The 25979-nt window shown below is 67.0% G+C and carries 24 protein-coding genes; 8 read left to right on the top strand and 16 right to left on the bottom strand.

The annotated features are described in order from the left end of the window. Positions 1-974 (bottom strand): TerC family protein (locus VGC18_RS08465; RefSeq protein ID WP_331096241.1); only part of this gene is annotated, 974 nt, incomplete at its 3' end. 238 nt (positions 975-1212) lie between these two features. On the opposite strand from VGC18_RS08465, the gene VGC18_RS08460 reads away from it, so the two are divergent. After that, entirely contained in the window at positions 1213-2511 is a 1299-nt protein-coding gene (locus VGC18_RS08460) for an ABC transporter permease (RefSeq protein WP_331096239.1), read from the top strand. Between the two features lie 21 nt (positions 2512-2532). Here VGC18_RS08460 and nagB read toward each other — a convergent pair whose 3' ends face one another. The 7 genes from nagB to VGC18_RS08425 all read right to left on the bottom strand — a co-directional run bounded on the left by nagB (position 2533) and on the right by VGC18_RS08425 (position 9539). Then, positions 2533-3309 (bottom strand): glucosamine-6-phosphate deaminase, encoded by a 777-nt coding sequence (nagB, locus tag VGC18_RS08455; RefSeq protein WP_331096237.1) that lies wholly within the window; start codon positions 3307-3309, stop codon positions 2533-2535. Positions 3310-3331: 22 nt separating this feature from the next. Then, positions 3332-4300, bottom strand: a complete 969-nt coding sequence (locus VGC18_RS08450) for a Gfo/Idh/MocA family oxidoreductase (RefSeq protein ID WP_331096235.1) — start codon at positions 4298-4300, stop codon at positions 3332-3334. Beyond that, entirely contained in the window at positions 4297-5247 is a 951-nt protein-coding gene (locus tag VGC18_RS08445) for a Gfo/Idh/MocA family oxidoreductase (RefSeq protein WP_331096233.1), read from the bottom strand. The genes VGC18_RS08450 and VGC18_RS08445 overlap by 4 nt, the downstream gene beginning before the upstream one ends. Beyond that, positions 5244-6383: an N-acetylglucosamine-6-phosphate deacetylase gene (gene nagA, locus VGC18_RS08440; RefSeq protein WP_331096231.1), complete on the bottom strand. Its 1140-nt coding sequence runs from the start codon at positions 6381-6383 to the stop codon at positions 5244-5246. The genes VGC18_RS08445 and nagA overlap by 4 nt, the downstream gene beginning before the upstream one ends. Further along, on the bottom strand, positions 6384-7253 hold the full coding sequence (locus tag VGC18_RS08435; RefSeq protein WP_331096229.1) for a carbohydrate ABC transporter permease: 870 nt from the start codon (positions 7251-7253) through the stop codon (positions 6384-6386). Positions 7254-7256: 3 nt separating this feature from the next. Then, entirely contained in the window at positions 7257-8150 is an 894-nt protein-coding gene (locus VGC18_RS08430) for a sugar ABC transporter permease (RefSeq protein WP_331096227.1), read from the bottom strand. Positions 8151-8252: 102 nt separating this feature from the next. After that, entirely contained in the window at positions 8253-9539 is a 1287-nt protein-coding gene (locus tag VGC18_RS08425; protein WP_331096225.1) for an ABC transporter substrate-binding protein, read from the bottom strand. A gap of 200 nt (positions 9540-9739) precedes the next feature. Here VGC18_RS08425 and VGC18_RS08420 point away from each other — a divergent pair, with 200 nt between their 5' ends. The 5 genes from VGC18_RS08420 to VGC18_RS08400 are packed head-to-tail and all read left to right on the top strand — an operon-like array spanning position 9740 to position 14623. Beyond that, a complete protein-coding gene (locus VGC18_RS08420) occupies positions 9740-10525 on the top strand; it encodes a GntR family transcriptional regulator (RefSeq protein ID WP_331096223.1) in 786 nt (261 codons plus the stop codon). Continuing rightward, positions 10515-11480 carry an N-acetylglucosamine kinase gene (locus VGC18_RS08415; RefSeq protein WP_331096221.1) on the top strand — a complete coding sequence of 322 codons (966 nt, stop codon included), beginning with the start codon at positions 10515-10517 and terminating at the stop codon, positions 11478-11480. Before VGC18_RS08420 ends, VGC18_RS08415 begins: the two co-directional genes overlap by 11 nt. After that, positions 11467-12381 (top strand): polysaccharide deacetylase family protein, encoded by a 915-nt coding sequence (locus VGC18_RS08410; protein WP_331096219.1) that lies wholly within the window; start codon positions 11467-11469, stop codon positions 12379-12381. Before VGC18_RS08415 ends, VGC18_RS08410 begins: the two co-directional genes overlap by 14 nt. After that, the gene (locus VGC18_RS08405; protein WP_331096217.1) at positions 12378-13637 is read left to right on the top strand and encodes a 6-phospho-beta-glucosidase; all 1260 of its coding nucleotides are present in this window, start codon (positions 12378-12380) and stop codon (positions 13635-13637) included. Before VGC18_RS08410 ends, VGC18_RS08405 begins: the two co-directional genes overlap by 4 nt. Further along, positions 13637-14623, top strand: coding sequence for an N-acetylglucosamine kinase (locus VGC18_RS08400; protein ID WP_331096242.1), 987 nt, complete (start codon positions 13637-13639; stop codon positions 14621-14623). Before VGC18_RS08405 ends, VGC18_RS08400 begins: the two co-directional genes overlap by 1 nt. Before the next feature lie 66 nt (positions 14624-14689). Here VGC18_RS08400 and VGC18_RS08395 read toward each other — a convergent pair whose 3' ends face one another. Genes VGC18_RS08395 through VGC18_RS08375 form a run of 5 tightly spaced genes read right to left on the bottom strand, consistent with a single transcriptional unit; the run spans position 14690 to position 20040 of the window. Continuing rightward, positions 14690-15628, bottom strand: a complete 939-nt coding sequence (locus VGC18_RS08395; protein ID WP_331096215.1) for a glycoside hydrolase family 43 protein — start codon at positions 15626-15628, stop codon at positions 14690-14692. Then, positions 15621-16967, bottom strand: coding sequence for a family 1 glycosylhydrolase (locus VGC18_RS08390; RefSeq protein ID WP_331096213.1), 1347 nt, complete (start codon positions 16965-16967; stop codon positions 15621-15623). The genes VGC18_RS08395 and VGC18_RS08390 overlap by 8 nt, the downstream gene beginning before the upstream one ends. A gap of 4 nt (positions 16968-16971) precedes the next feature. Continuing rightward, positions 16972-17808 carry a carbohydrate ABC transporter permease gene (locus VGC18_RS08385; RefSeq protein WP_331096212.1) on the bottom strand — a complete coding sequence of 279 codons (837 nt, stop codon included), beginning with the start codon at positions 17806-17808 and terminating at the stop codon, positions 16972-16974. A 7-nt stretch (positions 17809-17815) separates the two neighbouring features. Beyond that, positions 17816-18778, bottom strand: coding sequence for a sugar ABC transporter permease (locus VGC18_RS08380; RefSeq protein WP_331096210.1), 963 nt, complete (start codon positions 18776-18778; stop codon positions 17816-17818). Further along, positions 18778-20040, bottom strand: coding sequence for an ABC transporter substrate-binding protein (locus VGC18_RS08375; protein ID WP_331096209.1), 1263 nt, complete (start codon positions 20038-20040; stop codon positions 18778-18780). Before VGC18_RS08375 ends, VGC18_RS08380 begins: the two co-directional genes overlap by 1 nt. Positions 20041-20382: 342 nt before the next feature. On the opposite strand from VGC18_RS08375, the gene VGC18_RS08370 reads away from it, so the two are divergent. Then, a complete protein-coding gene (locus tag VGC18_RS08370; RefSeq protein WP_331096207.1) occupies positions 20383-21435 on the top strand; it encodes a LacI family DNA-binding transcriptional regulator in 1053 nt (350 codons plus the stop codon). 47 nt (positions 21436-21482) lie between these two features. Here the strand turns inward: VGC18_RS08370 and VGC18_RS08365 are convergent, their stop codons facing one another. Continuing rightward, the gene (locus tag VGC18_RS08365) at positions 21483-22451 is read right to left on the bottom strand and encodes a zinc-binding alcohol dehydrogenase family protein (RefSeq protein WP_331096205.1); all 969 of its coding nucleotides are present in this window, start codon (positions 22449-22451) and stop codon (positions 21483-21485) included. Positions 22452-22545: 94 nt separating this feature from the next. On the opposite strand from VGC18_RS08365, the gene VGC18_RS08360 reads away from it, so the two are divergent. Continuing rightward, positions 22546-22983 carry a MarR family winged helix-turn-helix transcriptional regulator gene (locus tag VGC18_RS08360; protein WP_331096203.1) on the top strand — a complete coding sequence of 146 codons (438 nt, stop codon included), beginning with the start codon at positions 22546-22548 and terminating at the stop codon, positions 22981-22983. A 57-nt stretch (positions 22984-23040) separates the two neighbouring features. Here VGC18_RS08360 and VGC18_RS08355 read toward each other — a convergent pair whose 3' ends face one another. Then, positions 23041-25074: a hydantoinase B/oxoprolinase family protein gene (locus tag VGC18_RS08355; protein WP_331096201.1), complete on the bottom strand. Its 2034-nt coding sequence runs from the start codon at positions 25072-25074 to the stop codon at positions 23041-23043. Next, on the bottom strand, positions 25074-25979 hold a 906-nt coding region (locus tag VGC18_RS08350), incomplete at its 5' end, for a hydantoinase B/oxoprolinase family protein (protein ID WP_331096199.1). The genes VGC18_RS08350 and VGC18_RS08355, both read right to left, overlap by 1 nt.

Here is a 25979-nt window from a genome sequence, read left to right as displayed (position 1 = left end):
CGCCGGTCCAGCCGCAGTTTGATCAGGCTCGCGCCGACGGCGATCCCCATCGAGACCACGATGACGCCGAGCGAGACCAGCGTCGGGATCTCCGGCGCCCAGTCGAAGCCCTCCCCGCCGTTGACGAACGGCAGCTCGTTGCTGTGCAGGGCGTGGGCGATGAGCTTGACCCCGATGAAGGCGAGGATGACGGCGATGCCGTACTTGAGGTACACGAGCTTCTCGATGAGATCGCCGAGCAGGAAGTAGAGCTGCCTGAGCCCCATCAGGGCGAACACGTTGGCGGTGAAGACGATGAAGGCGCTCGTCGTGATGCCGAAGATCGCCGGGATCGAGTCGAGGGCGAACACGAGGTCCGTCGTCCCGATCGAGATGAAGACCACGATGATCGGGGTGAAGATGCGTCTGCCGTCGACGACGGTGCGCAGCTTGGAGCCGTCGAACTCGCCGGCGATCGGGATGCGCCTCCTCAGCAGCCGGATGACCCCGTTCTCCTTCTGATCCATCTCCTCGCTGTTCTGGAAGGTCTGCTGGATGGCCGTGTAGAGAAGGAAGGCACCGAAGATGTAGAAGATCCAGCTGAAGTTCTCGATGAGCGATGCCCCGAGCAGGATGAAGATGCCGCGCAGCACGAGCGCGATGATGATGCCCACCATGAGCACCTCCTGCTGGAACTTCCTCGGCACCGAGAACCGGGTCATGATGATGACGAAGACGAAGAGGTTGTCGATCGACAGGCTGTATTCGGTGAGCCAGCCCGCGATGAACTGGCCGGCGTGCTCCGTGCCCCCGAAGAAGAACATGAGCACCGCGAAGACGAGCGCCAGCAGCACGTAGAAACCGACCCAGAGGCTGGATTCGCGGGTGCTGGGGATGTGCGGCCGCTTGTAGGCGAGGATCAGGTCAGCCACGACGATGCCGATGAGCAGGACGAAGGTGGTGATCTCGAACGGGAGGGGAAGCTGAAGTCCCATGGCGGGGCCTTTCGGTCGGGTTCGGCTGCGTGCTCCCTGGAGCGCATGCCGGAGGCCCGAAAGTCTCTCCCGCACCACGAGGATCCGTGATGCCGCCGCGCCCGGGACGACAACGGTGCCGTCCGTGATGACGAGTGCGACGCGGTGGGATACTCCCCTTCGCCCCGTCAGCCTACCTGGGTGAATCGCCGGATCGGTAAACTTGCCCAAGGACACAGGCATCTGACAACGGGAGACCATGACCGGCAGCGCGGAGACCAGACGGCACGAACCGAACGCCTATCGACGGTGGTACTCGACGCTGCACCCCTCGCTGCAACTGATCGGGCTGCAATTGTGGCTTCCGTTGTTCTTCATCGTGATGTTCTGCCTCTGCTACATCGCGGCGTTCCATCAGCCGACCCCCCACGAGGTGCCGGTCGGCTTCGTCTCCAGCAGCCAGGCGCTGCAGAATCGGGTCGGCGATACCCTCGGAGACGCCGTTCGCATCGTCGACTTCGACACCGTCGGCGGCGCGAAGGAGGCCGTGATCCGCGGCCGGGTCGGTCTGGCCTACGACGGGGCGTCCGCCACGATCTACGTGGCGAGCGCCCACCAGGTCCAGCTCGCGACGATCATGCCGACCCTGCTCGAACCGGTGCTCGCCGCCGCCGGCGTCACGGCCACGGTGGACAACCTCGTCCCCCTGCCCGCCTGGGACGAGTTCGGAACGGTGTCGCTCTACCTCACCCTCGCCTGGTGCATCGGCGGATATATGGTCGCCATGTTCATCGGCATGATGGGCGCCCCGCTGAAGCACCGCACCAGGCTGGCGGTGATCGTCGGTGGCGGGCTCATCATCTCCCTGGTCACCAACCTTCTCGCCGGTCCCGTCATCGGCGCCGTGCACGGCCACTTCGTGGTGCTCTCCCTGATGGCCTGGGCCTGGATCGTGGCGATCGGGATCACGGTGAACGGCCTGAGCTACTTCTTCGGACGGTTCATCGCCATGCCGGCGCTGGTCATCTTCGTGTTCCTCTCCGTGCCGTCATCCGGGGCGGCCTTCCCCGCCTGGTTCATGCCGGAGCCCTTCGCCTGGTTGAATCATGTGGTCGTCGGCAGCGGGATCACCGAGATGCTCAAACGGGAGCTGTACGGTGTCGGACCCGGTTTCGGTCGGGGCATCGTCATGCTGGTCTGTTATGCCGTCGCCGGCCTGGTGCTCATGGTGGTCGGCAAGCGGTATTGGGAGCATCGGCGGGTCCGCCGCATCCTGGCCTCGAGGACCACCATTTTCATGGATGCGCAGAACGCCAACCGCGAGTTCCTCATCGAGGAGCGCCGCAAGGTGCTCGATCGCCACGGGCTCGCCTCGAGCGAGACGGGCACCCTGACGGTCATCCCCGGCCGCCGCCGCGAGGTCCAGGGGCACAGTGGTCTCGAGGACGACCGGCCGCCGAGCGACCCGTTCTTCGGTGACGGCGGCCTCGAAGACGAGGAGACCACGACGAGACCGATCGAGCTGCCCGACATCCGGCGGGATCCGCCGACGAGGTGAGCGTCCGCTTCATCCCGGTGGCTAAACCCATCGGTCCGCCTCGGATCCGAGCGCATGTCGGTAATAGTCGGAGTTCCGCAGTCCGCTGGCCGCCGTCTCGTCGATGATGACGAGTGCCCTCGGATGCAGCTGCAGCACGGACGCGGGAACGAAACTGGACAGCGGACCCTCCACCGCACGCGCGATCGCCTCCGCCTTGTCTTCTCCCTGAGCGACGAGAAGCAACTCAGCCGCCTCCAGAATCGTCCCGAGTCCCTGCGTCACGCAGTACTCCGGGACGTCCGCTTCGGCGGCGAAGAACCGAGCGTTATCCCTCCTGGTCCGAGGCGCCAGCGCCTTCGGCCTGGTTCGCGACGAGAGCGACGAGGTCGGTTCGTTGAATCCGATGTGACCGTTTCCCCCAATGCCGAGGATCTGCAGGTCGATGCCGCCGGCTGCCGCGATGGCGGCGTCATATTCCGCGCAGGCCGCCTCCAGGTCGACGGCAAGGCCGTCCGGCACCCTGATCAGGGAGGGGTCCATTCCCAACGGCTCGACGATCTCCGTACGCACGACGGAGAAATAGCTCTGCGGCGCCTCACGAGGAATGCCGACGTATTCGTCAAGGGCGAAACCGCGCACACGAGAGAAGTCGATCCCCTTCGCCCTTCGTCGCGCCAGCTCGCTGTACGCCGCCGATGGACTCGATCCCGTTGCGAGGCCGAGCACGGCCTGCGGGCGCCTGGCCACGAGGCGGACAACCCTCTCCGCCGCGAACCGGCCGACGTGCTCCGCTGACGGCATGATGACAATTTCCATGGTCGTTTCCTTTGGGTCGTTGTTATCGGGCCGGTGCGCGCCACGAGTCGCGCGCGGCGAGCGCGACCGCGGAGGCACGCAGACCGTCCGCCCCGGTGACGCTCGGCTCGCGGTCTTCGAGCGCCGCCGCGACGAATTCGGCGAGCATGGTCTCCGCTGGGCCGTCCGAGGCGAAGATCCAGCTCGTCCGGCTCGTCTCGGCATCAACGACGACCACATGGTCGGCCATCGCATCGACGTCGACGACGCCGGCGCCGCAGGTGATGGTGACCGCGAAGGTGCCGAAGACGACATCGTTCTGGGGTCTGCTCCAGCTCGCGTCGATGATCGCCAGCTGCCCACCGGGATAGCGCAGAGTAACGAGACACGCCGTGTCGACTCCGGCGTCCGGGTACAGCACGCTGTTCATCGTGCCGTGCACCCTGGTGGGTGCGGCGTCGAGCCACCAGGAGTAGAGGTCGGCCAGGTGGACGACATGGTCCATCACCGCGCCGCCTCCCGCGCGTTCGGCATCCGCGAACCAGTCGGCTTCGACGGCAGGATAGAGACTCTGATTCACCCCGCTGAGGCAGAGGACGTCTCCGGCGGCTCCCCCGGCCATCCACTCCCGGATGCCGATCGCGGCGGCGGAGAACCGCATCGGCAGCGCCGTCATGAGGGTAACCCCGGCCTCGGCGCAGACCCGGACGATCTCGGCGGCATCGGGGAGGGAGGTGGCCAGGGGTTTCTCCATCAGAATGGGCAACCCGGCGGAGGCGATCCTCACCGCGTAGGTCAGATGCTCGTTCGTCGCCGAGGTCACGATCATCGCTTCCGCCGATTCCAGGAGGTCCTCGAGCGAAGACGCGGGAACGGCTGAGCGCGCGCACCAGGCCGCGAGGGCGACGGCATCCGCATCGAAGGCTCCGACGACCTCGTGTCCGAGACGGCGCAGGGAGGCCGCATAGTCGATGGCGTGCACATGGACGATTCCGGCGAACCCGATTCTCACGATGCCCCACCGACGAGGACGGGACGAGCGGTTCTCGCGGATCTGGTCGCCGCGAGGGCCACGGCGAGCGCGACGGTCGCCTCCGCTTCGGTGACGACCGGTTCGGCGCGCCCCTCGAGGACCAGGGCGAAATGCAGGAACTGCGCGGCGTAGACGGCATCCGCCCCGTCGAAGGGCAGGGTGATGCCCGCGCTCCTGACGCCAGGGTCGACCGATTGCGCCGTGGCTCGATCGCCGACGATCTCGAAGAAGGTGCGGAAGTCCCCGATCGGCCTGCTCCAGGAGGCCTCAAGCGAGGTGATCGTCCCGGAAGCGTGGCTCAGGGCGGCAATCGCGTGCTGGGAAATCCCTGAGCCGACGGTCGCCGCATCGACGTGGGTGACCGGCCCGGCGAGCCAGCAGGCGAGATCGATGTCGTGGATCATCAGGTCGAGGATCACCCCGCCGGAACGGGCGTCGTCGCCCAGCCAGTCCGCGGCCGAGCCGGTCGTGGGACCGGAGAGTCGCTGAAACCGCATGACGGCGAGGTTCCCCAGCTCGCCGGCCGCCGCCCGCTCGTGCACCAGGCGGATGCGCGGATCGAATCGTGCGACATGGGCGACGAGCAGGGCGACCCCCGCCAGGCGACAGGCCTCACTCATCCTTTCGGCCTCCTCGACCGTCAGGGCGATCGGCTTCTCGACGACGACGTGCCTTCCGAGAGTGGCCGCCGCGACGACGATCCGGCAGTGCGTGTCGGTGGGAGTGCAGACGTCGATCACGTCGCAGCCGGCGGCGACCTCTTCGAGGCTCGAGACCGACGGGAGGCCGTGCGCCTCGGAGAACCGGCGTCGCGACTCGGGCGATGGTGAGAAGACGAGAGACACCGTCTGACCCGCACGCCGCCACGCGGCCACATGGACAGAGGCCATCCGGCCCGATCCCACGATGCCGATTCGCAGGGTCACGAGAAGGCACCGCCCCGGAAGACCACCCGACCGCCGACCACGGTGAGCTGCACGGCCCCGGCCCCATCGAGACTGACGAGGTCGGCGGCGAGGCCGACGGCGATCGACCCCGTGCTGTTCTGCATTCCGAGCACCCTGGCGGGGACGGTGCTCGCCGACGGCCAGATCTCCTCAAGCGGTGCGCCGGTGGCACGGGACAGAGTCCGGACGCCGTGATCGAGTGCCATGTTGCTCGAGCTGAGGGTGCCGTCGGTCAGCCTCGCGACCCGCCCGCCCACCGCCGTGTCCGCGAGCCCCATGCCGGGACCGCCATCCGTGACCAGGGCGATCCGGTCGCCGCCCTTGACCCGCCAGACCAGGTCCAGGATCTCCGGCACCAGGTGGACGCCGTCGCCGATGAGCTCGCAGACGAGGCCGTCGTTGACCAGTGCGGCGCCGGCGGTCCCCGGTTCTCGATGATGGATTCCCCGCATCCCGTTGAAGAGGTGGGTGACGAGCGTCGCGCCGCGGTCGACGGCGACGGCGATCTCCGCCGCCGTGGCGTCGGTGTGACCGACGGCGACCACAATCCCCGCCTCCGTCAACGCCGAGCTGAGCCACTCGCTGCCGAGGAGCTCCGGGGCGTGCGACATCACCAGGATCCCGCCGGTGTCGATCAGCGCCTGGACCTCGCCCCTATCGGGTGCCCGCAGATGGGCCGCTCCGTGCGCCCCCCTGCGGCGCTCGCTGAAATAGGGACCCTCGAGATAGGCGCCGAGCAGCCGTGCCCCGTCGAACTCGGTGCCGGCATTGCGCGCGATGGACAGAGCCGCGGAACGGAGAGCCTCCGGCGACTGCGAGTAGGTCGCGGCCAGGAAGGCGGTCACCCCGTGGCTCGCCAAGAAGCGCGCCACCTCGGCGAAGCCGTCCGGCGAGGCCGTCATCAGGTCGTGTCCGACGGCGCCGTGAATGTGCAGGTCGATGAACCCTGGGCCGAGGATCGCCCCTCCCAGATCCAGAACGGCCTCTCCACCGGCTTCTGGCGGAGGGGCGCCCTCGCCGAGACCGACGATGAGGCCGCCGCTCACCCTGACCCAGCCATGATCGAGCACTCCGTGGTGGGCGATGACGCGAGCGTTGTGAAAGAGCGCGCTCACCTACTTGCCGATGCCCTGGCTGAGCCCGGCGATGAACTGTCGCGAGAAGATGGCGAACAGGGCGATGAGGGGGACGGCTCCCATGGTCAGCGCCGCGAGCAGGGCGCTCCAGTCGCTGGAGAACTGACCGACGAACTGCTGCACGCCGAGGGTCACGGTCTGGGTCGATTCGCCGGGAGCGAGGATGAGGGGAAACCACAGGTCATTCCAGATCGGCAGCATCGTGACCGAGGCCACCGCGGCCATGCCTGGGCGTGTCAACGGCGCGATGAGGGTGAAGACGCGCCATTCGTTGGCGCCGTCGATGCGCGCCGCCTCCTTGAGCTCGTCCGGCACGGTGCGCATATAGGTGGACATGAGCACGACGGCCAGCGGAAGCGAGGAGGCGACGTAGATGATGATGAGCGAGGTGAGCGTGTTGACGAGCCCCCATGCCGACATCATCTTGAGAAGCGCCACCGTTCCCAGACGGATCGGCAGCATGATCCCGACGACGAAGATCGCCATCGTCACGGGATTGAGCCGCACCCGGTACTCGCTGAGACCGAACGCCGCGAGGGAGCTCAACACCACCACGAGCACGACCGAGACGACCGTCACGATGATGCTGTTCAGGTAATACCGGCCGAAGTCTCCCTCCGTGAACACCGAGATGTAGCCGTCCAAGCTGAAGGTGCCGGCGGTCGGCACGGCGAATGGCGAGGAGTAGATGGCCGCCTTGGACTTGAACGAGTCCATGAGCACGAGCAGCACGGGGTACAGCGCGACGACGACCGCGACGATGAGGACAAGGTGGACGATGATCTGCGCCCCGCTCGGACGTTTGCGGCGGTGAATCGTCGAGGATGTTCGCGAAATAGCGGTGGTCATGGGTCAACGCTCCAGTCGGTTTGCTCTGGCGGTGCGCCGCTGGAGGGCCCAGAAGTACAGCGCCGTCACGATGAGCAGGATGAGGAAGATGAGGCCGGCCACGGCTGCGCCCCGATTCGGATCCGACAGGGACGCCCCAGACCCGAAGAAGGTCCGATAGAAGTAGGTGCCCAGGATGTCCGTCGAGTAGTCGGGACCCGCCGAGGCGCCGGCGAGGGTGTAGATGATGTCGAACCCGTTGAACGTGGCGATGAAGGTGAGGATGGCGATGATCGCGAACTGGGGGGCGATCAGAGGGAATTTCACCTGCCAGAAGACCCGCCATCCATTGGCTCCGTCGAGTCGCGCGGCCTCGACCACCTCCTCCGGGACGGCGATGAGAGCCGTGTAGAGGAAGATCATGGGGATCCCCACGTATTGCCACACGGACATGAGCGCGATGGTGGGCAACGCCGTGTGGGTATCGGCGAGCAGGGGGAAGTCGACCAGGCCCCAGAGCGGGTTGATGATCATGCGCCAGATGAAGGCCACGATGACCACGGAGAGAGTGGTCGGGATGAAGATCAGCGTGCGGTAGACGCCGGTCGAACGGCGCAGCACGCCGGAGGAGAGCAGCGCCGCGAGGCCGAGGCCGATGGGCAGTTCGACCACGAGGTGGATCGCGAAGAACTCGACGTTGTTGAGGAGCGCATTCCAGAACCGTGGTCCATCGACGGGACCGGTCAGGATGTTGATGAAGTTCTCGAGGCCGACGAACCGGTCCTGTCCGGTCGCGCCGCTGAAGAAGCCGAGCCCCAGGGTGCCGACGAGCGGCGCAACGGCGAAAAGGAGGAATACCGCAAGGGCCGGACCGGCGAAGAGGCCCAGATAGATCAGAGAACGACGGCGATTGAACACGATTTCCTTCTGGCAGCGGTTGGTTCTGTCGGGTGAGCCGGCCGTCGTGGTCGCCCATGCTCGGGAACGGCCACGACGACCCGCGATGCTGGCGGAGTTCTGCTACTTCGCCTTCTGCGGTCCGTACCACTGTGCGAGCCCGCTCTGCAGTTCAGTCGCGACCTGGGCGGGCGATTCGCTGCTCGGGTCGTTCAGCATCTTCTGCATCAGCCGCATGATCTCCAGCTCGAACGTCGGGCTGCCCGCACTGAGCCGATCGAGCCCCAGCCGCGGGCTGGTCTTGGCGCTCGCTCGGATGGAGGCGAACTTCTTGGCGAGAGAGTTTGTCATCGGGATCGTCGACTTCTGCATGCTCAGGAAGCCGGGCAGGGCATTGACGTAGAGCTTCGCGAACGCCGGAGTCGCCGTCCAGGAGAGGAAGGTCTTGGCAGCCGCCTTGTTCTTGCTCTTCGCATTGATCCCGTAGGCCATGTCTGGGTGGTCCTGCACGTAGAGCTGGTCCCCGGCCTTCGGCAGAGGAGGCGCGGTCACTCCGAGAGTGAATGGCAGGTCGGTCAGCGACGATATCTCGTAGGAGCCGCTGATGTAGAAGGCCGCTTTCCCCGCCGCGAACTGCGCCCGCGCATCGTCGATCGTCATGCTGGAGTAGTTCGCAGGAAAATATGGTTGCAGCCTGTCGATCATGGTCAGCGCGTTGACGAAACCGGGATCGGTGACCTTCTTCGTGCCGTCGATGAGCCCCTGTCTGCCGGTCTCGCCCTTGTAGTAGTTCTGGCCGATGTTGCTGAGCAGCAGATAGGACAGATCCCAGGCAACCGACGTCCCCTGGGCGACCCCCGAGTATTCGCCATCGCTCTTGATCGCCTTGAGATCGGTCATGAGCTGGGCGGTCGTCGTTGGCACCGTGAGGTCGAGCTTCTTCAGGATGTCGGCGTTGTAGAAGACACCGGCGGTGACCGAGGCGACGGGGACGCAGTACTGGGTTCCCTTGTCATCCTGCCAGGCGCTCAGCGCCAGTTTGGAGAAGTTGTCGAGCCCGGCGAGACCGTCGATTTTGGAGAAGTACCCCTTCGCGGCGTTCCGACGCAGGTCGTCGTAAGCACGGCAGCTGACGATGTCCCCCGCGGTGCCGCCCTCGAGTTTGGAGGTGAGCGTCGAGTCGTAGTTCTCGCTCTGGGTGGGAGAGAAAACGAGCTTGATGTCGGGATGCTCCTTCTCGAAGGCGGGGATGATCTTGGATTTCCACAGGGCGACGTCTTCCGTGCGCCAGCTTTCGATCGTGAGGGTCGTCGTCTTGCCGCTGCTTTCCGACGTTCCGGCGGCGCAGCCGCTCAGCAATAACGCGGCCGCGGCCGCGGCGGCGATCGCGGGCAGGATGGATGTGCGCACTGTGCTCCTTTGGTAGACAAGAGGGTGAGGCCGACACCCGCCATGAGGACACGAGAGCGGGGATCGTTTAGAGGACAAAGTAGACCAGCGGTCTAATCAGATACAAGCAAAAGCCCGGAAAATCGCGTTAACATCGTGTTACGGCTTTCTGGATGCTAGACCAGAGGTACATAATTGCCTGAGACGACGAAAGAAGTGACATGACCGGGACTCCAGAGTCCGTCAACGCCGACCGACAGGATCGCCTCCAGGCCGCCCTGCTCGATCTCGTCGATACGCTGCCGGACGGCGCCGCCCTGCCAGCCGAGCGGGTGCTGGCAGAACGCCTCGGCGTCGCGCGGATGACTCTGCGCAGAGCCATCGATCAGCTGGTGGACTCTGGCGAGGTGACGAAGCTGGCCGGTCGGGGAACGTTCATCACCAAGGGTCAGTTCATCAATCCGAGCGGCGAAGAGTCCTTCCACGAGGAACTCGCCCGACACGGCATGCGGGCGGGCAGCCGGACGGTCTCCTTCGCCGTCCAGGACGCCGGAGCGCGTAACGCCGAGCGGCTCATGATCTCACCGGGAAGCAAGATCGTGAGAGCGGTCAGGGTGCGCCTCGCCAACGACGAACCGGTTGCCCTTGAACGAATCCATGTGCCGGTGGACCTCGTCCCCGGCCTCTCCGCGGACGACCTGGACTCCGGGTCGTTCTACGACCTTCTGCGCGAGCACTACGGCATCCAGATCGGCCGATCGGCGCGTATCGTCCGTGCGACGGTGATCAACGAGGTGGAGGCCGAACAACTGGGGGTTCCCGTTCATTCGCCCGCCTTCTATATCCAGAGCACGCGCTACTCGTCCGACGGCCGCATCGTGGAGTTCCTCGACGCGATCTATCGAGGGGATCGCTATCGCTTCGCCAGCGACGAGAACGCCCCCTCGTCCCAGCCGTCCCTCATAGCGGGACGAACCCCCCGCGCGCAGGGTCCCCATGAGCGCTGACTTCTTCTCGGCGCTCGTCGTCGACGGGGGAAAGAGCAAAACCAGGATCGCGCAGGTCACCTCGGCGGGCATCGAACGAGAGGCCACGCTGCCCGGTCTGCCCATCATCGGCGAGCCGGGTGGCCCCGCGGAGATGCGGGCACGATTGATCGGCGCATTCGATCGTTTCGCGCAGACGGAGCCGGATCGGGTGGTGCTCGCGCTCAACGGCGTTTACGTTCCCGACGCAGTCGCCGAGAGGACTCTGGCCGACACGGTGCGAGCCGTCTTTCCCGGAGCCGAGGCCGTCATCTCGAGCGACATGGTCACCTCGTTCCTCGGAGCGCTCGGACCGGTCACCGGCGTCGTCCTGGCGGCCGGAACCGGGACGATCGCGATGACTCTCGATGCCAAGGGACAGGTGCACCGCACCGACGGCTGGGGCCCTCATTCCGGCGACAGGGGCAGCGGGTGGCAGATCGGGCGTGAGGGCCTCGCCAGCGTCTTCCGAACCCTGGACGGCGCATCCGGGGGGTCCCCGCTCCTCCTGGAGCTCTGGACGCGCCGATTCGGCGAATTCAGCCGGTCCTGGAGCGAAATCTATCGAACCGACAATCCGGTGGCCATGATCGCGAGCTTCGCCAGAGACGTTCTGGATGCGGCCGACGATGCCGACATCGTCGCCGTGCGGATTCGCGACGAGGCCCTGACCGACCTGGTCGACACCGTGGAGATCGCGACGCGCCACCTCGATGGTCCTGCCGCCTTCTCCTACACCGGGGGACTGCTCTCCGCCGGCTCGCCCTTCCTGCCCCGCTTCCTCGCGGCGCTCACCGAGCGACTCCCGTCGCTCCGGGTCGCCGCTCCCCGTGGCGACGCGCTCGACGGCGCCGCTCTTCTCGCCATGAGCGCCGAACCCATCCTGCGGGAGGTCGTGGCCTGGCATCCACCGAAAGGAAATCATGACCCTCGCTGAACAGCTCGGCTATTCGACCGCCGATCGGCTGCTGATCCTCAACGCCGACGACTACGGGATGTGCCGATCGGCCAACCTCGGGATCACCTCTCTGCTGGCCGGCGGAGGGATCTCCTCGACCACCGTCATGATGCCCTGCGGGTGGGCGCCGAATGCCGTCGCCACCGCGATCGCCAATCCCTCTTTCGACGTCGGCATCCATCTGACCTTCACGAGCGAGTGGACGAACTATCGCTGGGGCCCCATCACGACGGCGGAGAGCGCCAGCCTCGTCGACGAGTTCGGCTACTTTCCGAGCGACATCGCCCCCGTCGAGGTCCGGGCGAACGATGACGAGGTGCGCAGGGAGTCGCGGGCTCAGATCGACCGCGCGATCGGACTCGGTCTCGCACCCACCCATGCCGACAACCACATGGGCAGCCTGTACGGCCTCGCGACGGGCCGCGATTTCCTCGAGACCGTCCTGACGCTGTGCGCGGAATACGGCCTGCCCTTCCGCCTCCCCCGCTACAGCGACGGGCTGAGCGACGATCCGGAGACGGCCGCGGCCCTCGCCAGACGATGCCTCGAGCAGGCGGAGAAGGCCGATCGCCTCGGTGTGATCATTCCCGACTATCTCTGGACCCGCCCCTTCCATCTCGCCGCAGAAGAGACCTACGAGTCGGTCAAGGCGGAGTGGATCGAGATGATCGCCTCGATCCCGACGGGTGTCACCGAGGTCTACATGCATCCGTTCGTCGAATCGGACGAGATCCGGGATCTCAGCGCCGACTGGCGTAAACGCGTCTTCGAGCTGCGGTTGTTCAACGACCCCGACATGCGATCCCTCATCGCCGACAGCGACATCACCCTGATCGGCTGGCGCGAACTTCAAACTCTGCAGAAAGGCCTCAACTCGTGAAAATCGCTGTCATCGGCGGGGGGTCCACCTACACGCCGGAACTCGTGGATGGACTGGCCCGCCTGCGCTCCCTCCTTCCGGTCGACGAGCTCTGCCTGATGGACGTCGCGGCCGACCGCCTCGCCCTGATCGGGCCGCTCGCGGAACGGATGTTCCGGCGCGAAGGACATCCGGGAAAGGTGACCTGGACGAGCGACGTGGTCGCAGCCGTCGCCGACGCCGACTTCGTGCTCATCCAGCTGCGCATCGGCGGGCAGGCCGCCCGTCTCGTCGATGAGACCTTCCCGCTGCCCTGCGGCTGCCTCGGACAGGAGACGACCGGGGCCGGTGGCCTGGCGAAGGCGCTCAGGACGGTGCCGCGAGTCCTGGAGATTGCCGAACAGGTGCGCCGTCACGCCAAGAGCACCGCGTGGATCATCGACTTCACCAATCCGGTCGGCATCGTGACCCGCGCGCTCCTCGACGCCGGGCACCGCGCGGTGGGGCTGTGCAACGTCGCGATCGGCTTTCAACGGAAGTTCGCCGCCGCCCTCGACGTCTCCCCCGACCGGGTCTCCCTCGACCACGTCGGCCTCAACCACCTGAGCTGGGAACGGCAGATCCGCCTCGACGGCGTCGACGTGCTGCCGCGTCTGTTGGAGGAGAGGTCGGAGGAACTGGCCGAGGAGACTCGGATCCCGGCCAGGGTGCTTCGGGAGCTGGGGGTCGTTCCCTCCTATTATCTGCATTACTACTATCAGCACGACGAGGTGGTCGAACAGCTCCGCGTCTCGACGCCCAGGGCTCAGATCGTCGCCGACGTCGAACGGGAGCTGCTCGCGGTCTACGCGGATCCACAGCTCGATACCAAGCCGGCACAGCTCGAACTCCGCGGGGGCGCGTATTACTCGGAGGCGGCCGTCGACGTCATGGCGAGCCTCTGGTCTGACCGGGGGGATGTCCAGGTGGTGAACCTCCGCAACAACGGTCTCTTTCCCTCCCTCTCGGATGACGCCGTGGTCGAGGTGCCGGCCACCGTCTCCGCCGCCGGAGTGGTCCCCGTGTCTACCGCCCCTCTCGAACCGCTCTTCTCAGGACTGGTGTCGCACGCCTCCGCCTACGAGGAACTGGCGATCGACGCCGCCATCCACGGCGGCCGGGAGCGGGTCTTCCGCGCGCTGCTCGCCAACCCGCTCGTCGGTCAGATCGGCCAGGCCGACTACCTCACGGACGAGCTGATCTCGCTGAACGCCGCCCATCTCGACTGGGCGCAGTGATGCTGCTGGCCATCGACGGAGGGGGGACGAAGACCCACGGTCTGCTGTTCGATGCCTACGGCGTGGTCCACGCGGTCGCCAGGGGTCCCCGTTGCCTGCCGCAGGTCGACGGCGTTGCCGACGCCCTCGGCGTGCTGGACTCGCTCGTCGCTCGCCTGTTGGCCGACGGGGGTGCGACGGCCGCTGACGTGCATCATGCCGGCGTGTATCTCACGGGGATGGACCTGCCGCAGGAGGAGGAGCGCTTCGCTGTCCAGTTGAGGACGCGGGAGTGGGCGCGATCGTTCACCCTCGCCAATGACACCTTCGCCCTGCTCCGCGCGGGGACGGATGCCCCCGATGCGATCGCGATCGTCTGCGGAACCGGCCTCAACTGCGTGGGGACATCCGCGTCCGGGAGCGTAACCCGGTTCCCTGCGCTTGGCCGGCTGAGCGGCGATTGGGGAGGCGGGACCGATCTCGCCGAGGAGATCCTGTGGAGCGCCGCCCGCGCGGAGGACGGCAGGGGCCCTGATACCCTGCTGCGTTCCGTGGTCACCGAGATATTCGGCACACATACTGTCTACGAGGCCTACTGCGGCTTGCATCTGGGAGAGATCGATCCCGCCATCGTCGCGGAGTTGCCGCCCGGACTGTTCGCCGCTGCCGAAGCGGGTGACGCCGTCGCGCTGGCGGTGGTCCATCGTCAGGCCGAGGAGATCGTCGCTCTCGGTCGTGTCGCCATGCAGCGACTCGGCCTCACCGCGGTGCCGATCCCGGTCGTTCTGGGTGGCAGTGTGCTCGCCGCCGGACATCCCACGCTCGTCGAACCGGTCGAGCGCGGGCTCAGGAGCGTCAACCCGGCGATCGAGGTGAGAATGGTCGGCCGTCCCCCCGTCGTCGGTGCGGCCATCCTGGTTCTGGAACAGGTGCTCGGCGGCGAAGCCGATGTCGAACCCGCGGCTGGCGCGCTCATCCTCGCTCTTGCCGATCAGCTGATCGGCTGATCGGCTGAGAACGCTGCGCCGCAATCGGTCGAGACGCGAGCCTGACCCGACCGACCTTCGTCCCGTTCAGCTGCCGAGGGATCGGTGGTGGGGAGGCGGACAGTCGACCACGCCCGGAACCCCGTTCGACCATCGCAGTCGGTCGATGTACATGCTCCTGGTGGTCATCCCGGCGTCCCAGGCGTGGAAGGCGATCAGATCCGGTCCGCCATCGAGCCGCAGCAGGCTGTTGTGGCCGGGGCCGGCGAGGCCGGTGATGGCTGTGCTCAGCACCACGGGCCGCTCGGTCGACGCATGGGTCCACGGCCCGAGCGGGCTCGCGGACGTGGCATAGGAGACCCCGTAGTCGGGGCCCTCCCACGATCCCCCGGAGAAGAACAGGTAGTACCTGCCGTCCTGGGCGACGACCGAGGGGCCCTCGAGGGTGTGCCAGTCGAGACGACGTCCGTACATCGGCCGATCCCGCCGATAGATCTGCCAGTCGGCGTTCGGGCTGAGGATGGGCAGGATCTCCGGCTCGACACCGGTCATGCCGCTCAGACGCATCACGGCCAGATGCGTGCCCGGTCGTTCCGCGTCGAGCACGTCCCTGGCGAAGTAGAGGTACCAGGTGCCGTCCCGATCGCGAAAGGGGTGGGGATCGATGGCGAACGGCAGGTCCGTCGTGAGGTTCACCCCGGCGTCGATGAACGGGCCGAGCGCGGACTCGGCCCGCGCCACGCGGAGATGGTGCCCGACGATCCCGTGGCCCACCGAGTAGTACATCCAATAGACGCCATCGGCGTAGACCACCTCCGGCGCCCAGTAGTCGGTTCCCAGCGCCCCGTCCGGCCCGCGGAGCACGGGGCCAGCCGAACGCCACGACCGCAGATCCTCGGAGACGAGCGCGGTGAACGAGCCCGCGGCGCTCGTTCCCGGGCGGCCGGTGCCGTATGCGACGAACCCCTCGGGGGTGCGCAGGAGGAAGGGGTCGGCGAAGTAGCCGCCGTAGGCCGGTTCACGCATCGGCGTCCCCCACGACAGCCGCCGGTCCGCGCGAGAGCTCGCGGAAATGCGTCGCCGCGATCGTGGGGATCCGCTCGAGGCTCCCGTCCGCGGATTCCTCGAGCCGGATGAGCCCCATCCTCCGCAGGAACGCCGTCTTGCCCAGGAGGGGATCCGCGGAGATCGCCGTCTGGGCGGACGGCACATCGGCGCCGTCCGCGAGGGTCGCGACCAGGAGGAACTCCTCCACGTTCCGGCCTCCGGAGGCATACGACCAGTCGACGAAGTCGAGCAGCGGCCACCAGGTGTACCCGCGGATGTCGAGCCCCTCCTCGCGGAGCTCCGACACGGCCCGCGCGGAGTCGTCGAGCCACTCCGCGCGAACGTCGTCGTCTCCCTCGATGCTCGTCTCGGTGATGAGGACCGGAATGCCATACCGCTCCGCGAAGTGCGTGAGGCTCGTCGTGAGCCCCTCCTGCCATCTGTTGGTCGCGATCTGGGCGACCTCGCCATCGATGCGCATGAGCGTTCTCGGCGACAGATCGGGGTAGTAGTTCACGCCCATGAGGTCGACGACGGGCACGTCCTCCGTGAACGAGGCGAGCGCATCCGGGTCGGCCCCGTGCTCCACCAGCCATCCGTGCATGTCGTGATCGCGGGTGACCCTGCCGAGCAGCAGGTCGGTCGGCAGCATCCCCAGCGAGTGGAGCAGCGCCGCGCGCAGCTCCAGTTCGGTCTCCGACGCCCGGTAGAGCGAGGATGCCTCCACGTGCACGATGACCGCATCCGGGTTCGCCGCGCGCACCGCGGAGATCGTCCGCCGCATCCCGTGGACCATGCCCATGACGACGGTCGTCCAGCCTGCCCAGCCGGTGAGGGCCGGCGGCCAGACGCCGCGTAGCCCACAGAAGGAGGCCGTGGTCAACGGCTCGTTGAGGGGCGTGAGGTGATCGACGATCCCGCGATAACGAGCGGCGAACTCTCCGGCGAAGGCCTCGATGGCCTCGGGATAACCCGGATCGGCGAACGAGCCCTCCAGCCAGGTCGGGGTTCCGTAGTGGACGAGGTCGGCGATCACGGTCAGCCCCAGTTCCTCGTGGGCGAACCGCAGGCGTTCGTCGAGGAAGGACCAGTCGAAGGAGTCCCGCCCCGTGTGCACCAGGGGCCAGTTGACCCCGTAGCGCACCGCCGTCGCGCCGAGGTCCCTGGCCAGTGTCAGGTCATCGCGCCAGTGGAGCGTGTGCTCGGTCAGGTCGTACTCGTCGAGGGACTGCATGCCGAAACCGCTCGGCGGGTACACACAGGTGTCCTCGATTCCCGCGATCCAGGTGAAGGAGCCCTTGAGGAAGTCGGAGTTCATGACGTCATTTCAGTCCGGTCGTCGCGACACCCGCGACGAAATAGCGTTGAGCGAAGAAGAAGGCGAGCGCCAGGGGAAGCAGCGAGATCGTCGCCCCGGCCAGGAGCACGGCGTGGTCGGTCACGTGCTGGCCGCCGAACAGCGTCAGCCCGGCGGGCAGGGTGCGCATCGTGGACGAGCTGGTGATCACGAGCGGCCAGAGCAGGTCGTTCCAGAGGTTCATGAAGTTCAGCAGGGCGACCGTGGCCAGCGCGGGCTTGGCAAGCGGAAGGATGACATTCCAGTAGATGCGGAAATGACCCGCGCCATCGATCCGAGCGGCCTCGTCGAGCTCCGTCGGGATGCTGATGAAGAACTGACGCAGCAGGAAGATCCCGAACGCGCTGGTCGCCCGGGGGATGATGAGGCCCTGGTAGGTGTTGAGCCAGTTCAGGTGGAAGAGCTCGATGAACACGGGGATCAGGGTGACCTGGAAGGGCACCATCAGCGTCGCGATCACCAGCCAGAAGCACAGCGTCCTCCCGCGGAAACGGAGACGGGCGAGGGCATAGGCGCACATCGAGTCGAACAACAGGCACAACACGGTCGTCACCCCGGCGAACACGAAGGTGTTGAGGAGCAGCCGAAGGAACGGCAGTTGCTTCCACACGCCCTCGTAGCCGTGAAGGGTCCACGAGGTCGGGAAGAGGCTCGCCGGATTGTGGAACAGGTCGCTCTCGCTGCGGAAGGACCCGGAGACCATCCAGATGAACGGCACGAGGGCGAAGATCACCCCGATACCGAGGAGGATCCATTTGACGGTTGATCCGAGCGGACGCGTGAGGCGTCTGCGGGATGACATCTGCGTATCAGTCGACATCGTTGTACCTAAAGACTCGGAGGAGAAAAGCGGAGATCGCCATGATCACGATGAACAGCACCCAGGAGATCGCCGAGGCGTAACCGGTCTGGAAGTTCACGAACCCGTCGCGGAAGATCTCCGTCACGAGGGTGTCCGTCGAGAAGACGGGCCCTCCGCCGGTCATCACGTAGACCAGGTCGAAGACCTGCAGCGATTGGATGGTGAGGATCATCGTCGCGAACAGGAGCGTCGGACGGATGCCGGGCACCGTCACGAAGCGCACGAGCTGACGGCCGTTGGCGCCGTCCAGACGGGCCGCCTCATATCGTTCCTGGGGAACGCCCTTGAGGCCGGCCAGGAGGATGATCATGGTGAACCCGACGTTCTTCCACACGTCCACGAAGATGATGGCCGGCAGCGCCAGCGTCGTGGACTGCAGCCAGCCGATGGGCGTCGCCCCGAAAAACTGGGTGAGGCCCGCGACCAGACCGATGTCGGGGTCGAGCAGGAATCGCCAGACGAGGCCGATCGAGGTCAGAGACACGATGGTGGGGAAGAAGAAGACCGACCTCACCATGCGGCTGAACAGCCCCTCGCTCATGAGCCCGAGCGCGGCGAGGAAACCCAGGATGACCAGGATGACCACCGAGGCGATCGTGAACTCGAGGGTGTTGCCCAGGGCGTTCCAGAACTGGGGATCGTGGAACAGCTTCACGTAGTTGCCGAATCCGACCCACTGCTGCGTGGCCGCCCCGATGGTCCAGTCGTGCAGGCTGTACCAGAACGAGACGACGATCGGCCAGACCACGAACACACCCAGGATCAGCAGGCTCGGTGCCATGAACATCCAGGCCGGCTGCCACCGGATGCGGCGGCGCTTCCGCGCCGGCGCTCCGTCGCGGTGTCCCGCCTGGGGCAGGGAGCGTCCGCCCGGACGCACCCCGCCCCGATTGATCGTTTCGGCGCTCACTATGAACTGCACCCCGTGAGGGCGTTGATGGTCTTCGCCGCCGCCGCGGTCTGCGTCGCGACGCTCTGACCCCGGGTGATCTGGCCGATGAGCGGGATGTAGCCGTTCGCATCCACCTGGGTCGCGTTCGTCACGTGGGGAAGGTAGAGACGCGCGTCGGACACCTGAGCGGCGAAGATCGAGATGACGGGATCGGCCTTGAGCTGGGCGTCGTCGGCGAGATCGGTGCGAACCGGCGGGAAGCCGGTGGTCAGCGAGAACTTCTTCTGCACGGCCTTGCTCGTGTAGTAGGCGAGGAATTCCTGTGCCTGCTGCGCGTGCTTGGTCTTGGCGGAGATGGCGAGCGGCGCCGTCGAGCCGAGCGTCACGGCGCCGTCGACACCCACCGGGATCTTCGCGATCCCCAGGTCGATGCCGGCGGACTTGAATCCGGATGCCGCCCACGGCCCGTTCATCTCCATCGCGGCCTTGCCAGCGGAGAAGAGCGAATCGGCCTCCGCGCCGGTGAGGCCGACGGGAGCGACCTTGTCGTCCACCACGAGATCGCTCCAGGCCTTCAGGCTGCTCTGCCCCGCAGAGGTCTGCAGCACGCTGCAGCCCTTCGCGTTGACGATGTCACCGCCCTCGAGCCACTGGAGGATGGGCCACATCTGAATCGTGTTGTTGTCCGCGAGAGCAAGACCGTATTGCTTGGTGCCGCCGTCGATCGTGAGCTTCTGCGCGTCGGCCTTGAACTCCGCGAGGGTCGTCGGAGGGGAGGAGATCCCCGCGGCCGCGAACTCGGTCTTGTTGTAATAGAGGCTGAGGGTCGCGTAGTTGGCGGGCACCGCGTAGAGCTTCTTGTTGTAGGTGAACTCCTTGATGAGCGCCGGTGCGATGTCGCCGACGTTCACCTTGCCCGATCCGCTCCCGGTCTCGGTGATGGGGAGCACGGAACCGGTCTTGACGTACTGGGCGATGACGTTGGGATCGCTGCTGGGAGCGGCGAGGTCCGGGCCCTGGCCGGTGAGCCAGGCGGACGGGAGCTTCTGCTGGATGGTGTCCCACGGCTCGACGTCCATGACGACCTTGACCTTGTCCTGCGAGGCGTTGTAGTCCTTGACGATCTGCGCGTATCCCGGCCGGTCGCCGCCGGTGAACCCCGTCCACATCGTCAGGGTGACCTTGCCACCGGACGGGCTCGATGCGGACGTGCCGGAGCAGGCCGCAAGCGCGAGCATCACTCCAACCGTTCCGACGACGAGCGGGATCTTCCTCTTCATGGTTGTGCTCTCCTTTGAACTGATGAACAGACGAACTGCTTGGTTGCCATCGGACGGAGCCAGGGGGCTCATCCGATCCACGATCATTCACCGGAAATGCTTTATCGTTAAAGCATCCTCGTCAAAAAATACTCCCACCGTGCTCGGTGAGAGCTGCTTAATCGTTAAAATAGATTATTGCCCCATCCGGAGCCGAGAATCAAGTCGTCGGCCCCCTCGACCGCGAAGGAATCGAATCGATGCCGAGATCCGCGCCGAGAGCGGACCGAACCGGGCCTCGTCCCCGGGTAAGTTGCTACCGGGTGCTTTAACGATGAACCACGAATCAGAACCGAGAAGGCCATGACCGATGTTCCGGATGCGCAGAGCCGGGTGAAGCTGCGCGACGTCGCCGAGCAGGTGGGCATCACCGCCGCGGCCGCCTCGATGGCCCTGGCGGACAGCCCGAGGATCAGCGCCAAGACGAAGACCGCCGTTCGCGCCGCCGCGGCCCGCCTCGGGTACGTGCCGAGCTCGGCCGGGCGTGCACTGCGCAGCCAACGGGCAGGTGCGATCGCGCTGATCGTGCCGAACACCACCCAGCACGTCTTCGGGCACAGCTATTTCATGCACGTGCTCACCGGCGTCTCCTCCGTGGCCAACGAACGCGACACCCAGGTGCTCGTCTCGACGAACCCCGACGAGGCCCACGGCCTCGCCGCCTACGAGCGGGTGATGCGCTCCAAGAGCGCGGACGGCGCGATCGTCACCAGCGCCGCCGTCACCGACCTCAACATCGAGCGGCTGAGCCAGAGCGGGCTGCCCCTCGTGCTGATCGGCAACTTCCCCTATCTGCCGACCTCCGTGAGCGTCGGCATCGACGACGTCGCGGCCAGCCGGTCCATCACGGAACACCTCATCCAGGCGCACGGGCGAACGCGGCTGCTGCACGTCACCGGTCCGATGGACCATCAGACGGCGATCGACCGGCGAGAGGGATTCCTCGCCGCCGTCGCCGCTCACGGACTGCTGGGTTCCAGTCGGATCGTCGAGGGAGACTTCAGCGAGCAGGCCGGAACGGACGCCGTGCTCGGGCTCGGGCCGGAGCTGCGGGAGATCGACGGCATCGTGTTCGCGAACGACGACATGGCGTTCGGCGGCCTCCAGGTGCTCAAGTCCCGGGGCATCGCGGTGCCGCAGGACGTCTCCATCGTCGGCTTCGACGACTTCGGACTCTCCCGTCTGACCACACCGGGGATCACCACGGTCCACGTCCCGGCGGACGACATGGCCAGGGTGGCGACGGAGCGCCTCTTCGATCTCATCGACGGAATCGATCCGGGGCCGTCCCACCACGAGCTCGCGGTGCGGCTCGTCCTGCGGGAGTCCTGCGGCTGCGGCGCGACGGGAACCTGAACGACGTCACGCCGCAGCGACAGCCGGCATCCGGCCGGCGGCACCCTTCACGAAGCAGGCACGAAGACGATCCGCTCGGTGGATCGGTCCGGCGACTCGGTCCAGATCCGTTCGACCTCGGCGAGCGGCCGGGTCACGACGTCGATCGAGAAGGTGCCGGCGTCGATCTCCTCGACCAGCGAGGGCAGGACCTCGAGGATGCCGGCCGCGGTGACGGAGCCCTGCCCGCTTCCCAGGAACTGGACGTTCGCCTGCCGCAGGGCCGCGGAGGGCAGGGTGATGTCCGGGCCGGCAACGCTCCCGATCTCGATCCAGGAGAGGAGCTTGCCACGATCCGCGCGCGCCGTCAGCAGGGGCATGATGGCCGACTCGGCCGGTGCCCCCCAGAGGTAGTCGAGGACGACGTCGACGTCGGCCGCCTCGGCGGCCAACTGCGCCGCGACCCGCTCGGGGGCCGCGGCGAGGTCGATCGTCGCATCCGCCCCGAGCGCTCCGAGGGCGGCGAGGCGATCGGCGTCACGGCCCGCCGCGACCACCCGGCTCGCGCCGAGGCGCTTCGCGACCTGGATGGCCAGCTGCCCCGCGGATCCGGTCGCGCCGAGGATGAGCACGGACCGTCCCGGTTCGAAGGCGATCCGTTTGCGCAGCGCGACCCAGGACGACATGGCCGGATTCATCGCGGCGGCCAGGAGCACCGCATCCGCGTCGGCGGGCAGCGGCACGCTGCGGCGGACGTCGATCACGGTGCGCTCGGCCATCGAGCCGTAAACGGTGTCGGGGAGGATGAAGTAGACGAGCGACCCGTCCGCGCGGCGGCCGACGCCGTCGATTCCCGGGATCAGCGGCAGTTCCTCCGTCGAGGTGTAGTGCGAGCCGTCCGCCTGGGATCGGACTCGTGGATGCAGCCCGGCCGCGAGCACCTCGACCACCTCCTCGTGGTCGTTCGCGGGCACGGGCCCCGCGAACTCCTCGTATCGCGGGACACTGTCGAACGTTCTCACCACTGCGGCACGCATGGCTCATCCTCTCTCGGAACCTCGCCACTCAAAATAGTTCGTGACACCAATCAATATAGTTGGTGTCACGAACTAAATCAACTAGGCTGGGCGAATGACCGAAGACGCTTCCCCGTCGGCCACGGCGCCCGTGGTCGATGCCCTGGTGCAGGTGAGCTTTGCCGTGTCGGCCGTGCTCACCCGCTCGGCGGCGGAGCACGAGCTGTCGGTGACCCAGCTGAGGATGCTCGGTATCCTGCGCGACCGCGCCCCGAGCATGGCCGCGCTCGCCGAGTACCTCGGTCTCGATCGCTCGTCCGTCTCCGGCCTGATCGACCGCGCGGAACGCCGGGGGCTCGTGGCGAGGACCACGTCCCCGGAGGACGCCAGGGTCACCATCGTCTCCCTCACGGCGCAGGGTTCGCGGCTCGCGGTGCACCTCGCCGCGACCGTGAACGACGGGATCGCGCGGCTCCTGAACGAGGTCTCGGCGAGCGATCGCACCCGTCTCGTCCGCATCGCGGAGTCGATCACCGGCGTCACGAACGGATAGGCCCGGCGCCCGATCGGCGTCGCAGTCGATCTCGACGAGCGAGGGCACCCGATGCCGTCAGCCTGACCGAGCCGATCGCGACTCGAGTTCGACAAGCAGTCTCTCCGCCTCCGCACCTGCCGTCGCGAGCTGTTCCGCGCTTGCCTCTGCGACGGGGAAGTCGGCGGGCAGCAGGCCGAACACCGAGTCGTAGAGCCCATCCCGGAGGCGCGGACTCTGACCCACCCCGTTGGCGAGCAGCGCGGCCGCGAAGCGATCGTGCCAGTCCTCGGTGAAGACCGTCGCCCAGCGACGGCGTTCGACCCCGACGTCGATCCCGCCGGCGACGACAACATGCCCGGCGCGCGCTCGGGCGGTCGCCGCCTCATCGATGGTCTCAGTGCCCGGGCCGCCGCCGAGGGCCACTCCGTAGTCGCGGCGTGCGCTCTCCCAGCCGACCAGGCCGCGACGCACATCCGAGAGGACGCTGGCCGGTTCCCGAAGAAACGGATCGCCGAAGCCGCCTCCGCCCGGCGTGCGGAAGGTGATGGTGTCGCCCGCGTCGAGATACAGCACGTCGATCTTCCGGTGCCGCTGTTCGACCGATCGGCCGGCATTGACGATCACCTCGGTCGGCGCACCCGGCCGCCCACCGTTCGCACCCCACGGTCGGAAGACAAAACGCTCCAGCCCCCTGGCCAATACCTGCGTTCCGTCCTCATCGACGCGGAAGGTGAGCTGGCGCCCCACTCCCCCGCGCCACCGGCCGGGACCCCCGGAGTCCGGACGCAGGCTGTAATCCAACACGGTGAGACGCAGCTCCGCCTCTGCCGTCTCGACAGGACTCGAGGCGAGGTTGCTGTAGCCGTTGTCCTTACCATCGTGACCGTCCAGCCCATTTGCGGCGCCGAAGCCGCCGAAGAGGCGGGTGAGCACTTGCGAGCCCCGCGCGTGCCCGCGCCGCTGGGAGACGACCACCGGAACGACGACGCCGCTGCCGGCCGCCGGCATCACCTGCGGTGCCATGGCGAGAAACGCTCCGCCGAGCGCATCGCTCACCCGCACGGCGGAACCGTGACGGACTCCCACGGCCGCGGGGTGCACCGCGTTGACGATCGTTCCCTCCGGGGCGATCACCGTCACTGCACGCACCTGGCCCGCGTCGTTGGGGAAAGCGGGGTCGAGCGTGACCAACGACGAACGAACGCGACCGGTGAGCATGGGATGCGGCCGCCCTTTGCTCACGATATTGAACGCGGACGACACCTGCGGGTCTGTACCGGTGAAGTCCACGGTAAGACCGCCCGCCTCATCCACCTCCAGGGCGACCGCGTACCGCACCGGGTAGGGGCTCAGAGCGTCGTCATCGAGATAGTCGCTGAACCGATGCCGTCCCGGTGGTAGGGAGGTGAAGATGTCCCTCGCGCGCCGCTCCGAATACCCGAGGATGTCGCGCTGCGCCGCCAAGAACGTATGACTCCCGTACTCGGCGACCAGGTCGGTCACGGCGCGATGGCCCAGCCGCAGCGCCGCGAGCATGGCGCGGATGTCGGCCGAGTTGGCGTCGGGCGTGCGCGAATTGCGTCGGATGAGCGCCTCGATCTCATCGTCGATTTCCCCGCCCTTCACCAGGCGCACCGGCGGCAGCTGCAGGCCCTCCTGGTAGACATCCGTGTTGAACGGCGAAATGCTGCTCGGAACCCTGCCGCCGATGTCCGAGGAGTGCACGAACGCCCAGCCGTAGCCCACCAGCTCGCCCTCGACGTAGTAGGGCTCGATGACGTGCAGGTCGGCAAGATGCGTCGAGAGGGCGCCGGAGGTGTGGGCGTCGTTGGCGATGATGACGTCACCGGGAGCCAGGTCCGGGACCGCGGCGATCGCCTCTGTCGCGTCGACCAGGGTCAGCAATGTGGATCCCACGGTGTCCGGTGCCGTCAGCAGCAGACCGTCGAGGCCCATGATGGATGCGCAAAAGTCCTCGCCGTCTTTGACGTACAACGATCGGCTGGTTCGCTTGAGTGCAAAACTCATCTGCACGGCGACCGCCTGGAGTTTGGCCGCAAGGGCTCCGAACACGACCGGATCGACGACCGGATCGAATGACGGCCCCATTACGCGGATGCGGTCCGGGCGGCGAGGTCCGCCTCGAGCTGCGCGAGCAGGCGCTCGGCCACCGCGGCGGCATCCTGCCGTTCCCGTTCAGTCCCGCCCGGCAGCGGGAAGCCGGCCGGAAGCACCGCGAGCACCGCATCGAACAGCGTCGCGCGTCGCGGCGTGCGCTCCGCCGGCGGCAGCCCGAACAGCGTCGCCACGAACCGCTCGTACCACGCCGGGGAGAACACCGCCTCCCAGGCGCGACGCTCGTCACCCACGTCGTAGGTCACCCGCCCGTCCAGCTCCGCGGGCCGACGAGCTGTCGAAGCCCGCAGAGCGACCGTCGCGGGCAGATCGATTTCCACCGGACCGTTGCCCGCGACGAACACGACCCCGTAGTCGGTCCGGGCGCTCTCGATGGAGACGAGGTCCTGCCGCACATCGACGAGCACCTCCTCCGGATCACGCAGGAAGGGATCTCCGTAGCCGCCGCCGCCTGGCACCCGCACGGTGACCGTATCGCCGCGGGAGAGCTCGAGCATGTCGATCTTCTGATACCGGGCCTCATCCGGTCTGCCCTCGTTGACCACCAGTTCGGAGGGAGCTGCCGGCTTGCCGCCCGCAACGCCCCAGGGGCGGAACACGAACCGCTCGAGCCCTCTGGCCAGCACGTTGCTGCCGTCGGAGTCGATGCGGAACACCAGCTCTCGACCGAGACCGCCACGCCATCTCCCCGGACCGCCGGAGTCCCGGCGCAGCGCGTACCGCAGTACCGTGACGTCGATCTCGGACTCGCCGTACTCCACCGGCGTGCTGACGCCCGAGATGTAGCCGTTGTCCTTGCCATCGAGCCCGTCCAGCTCGAATGCGCCGCCGAATCCGCCCTTGAGCGAATTGATGACCTTCGAGGTGCGTTCGACACC

It is taken from the genome of Lacisediminihabitans sp., from assembly GCF_036404185.1.
Lineage (GTDB): Bacteria > Actinomycetota > Actinomycetes > Actinomycetales > Microbacteriaceae > Lacisediminihabitans.
This window is presented reverse-complemented; position numbering and strand designations above follow the sequence as displayed.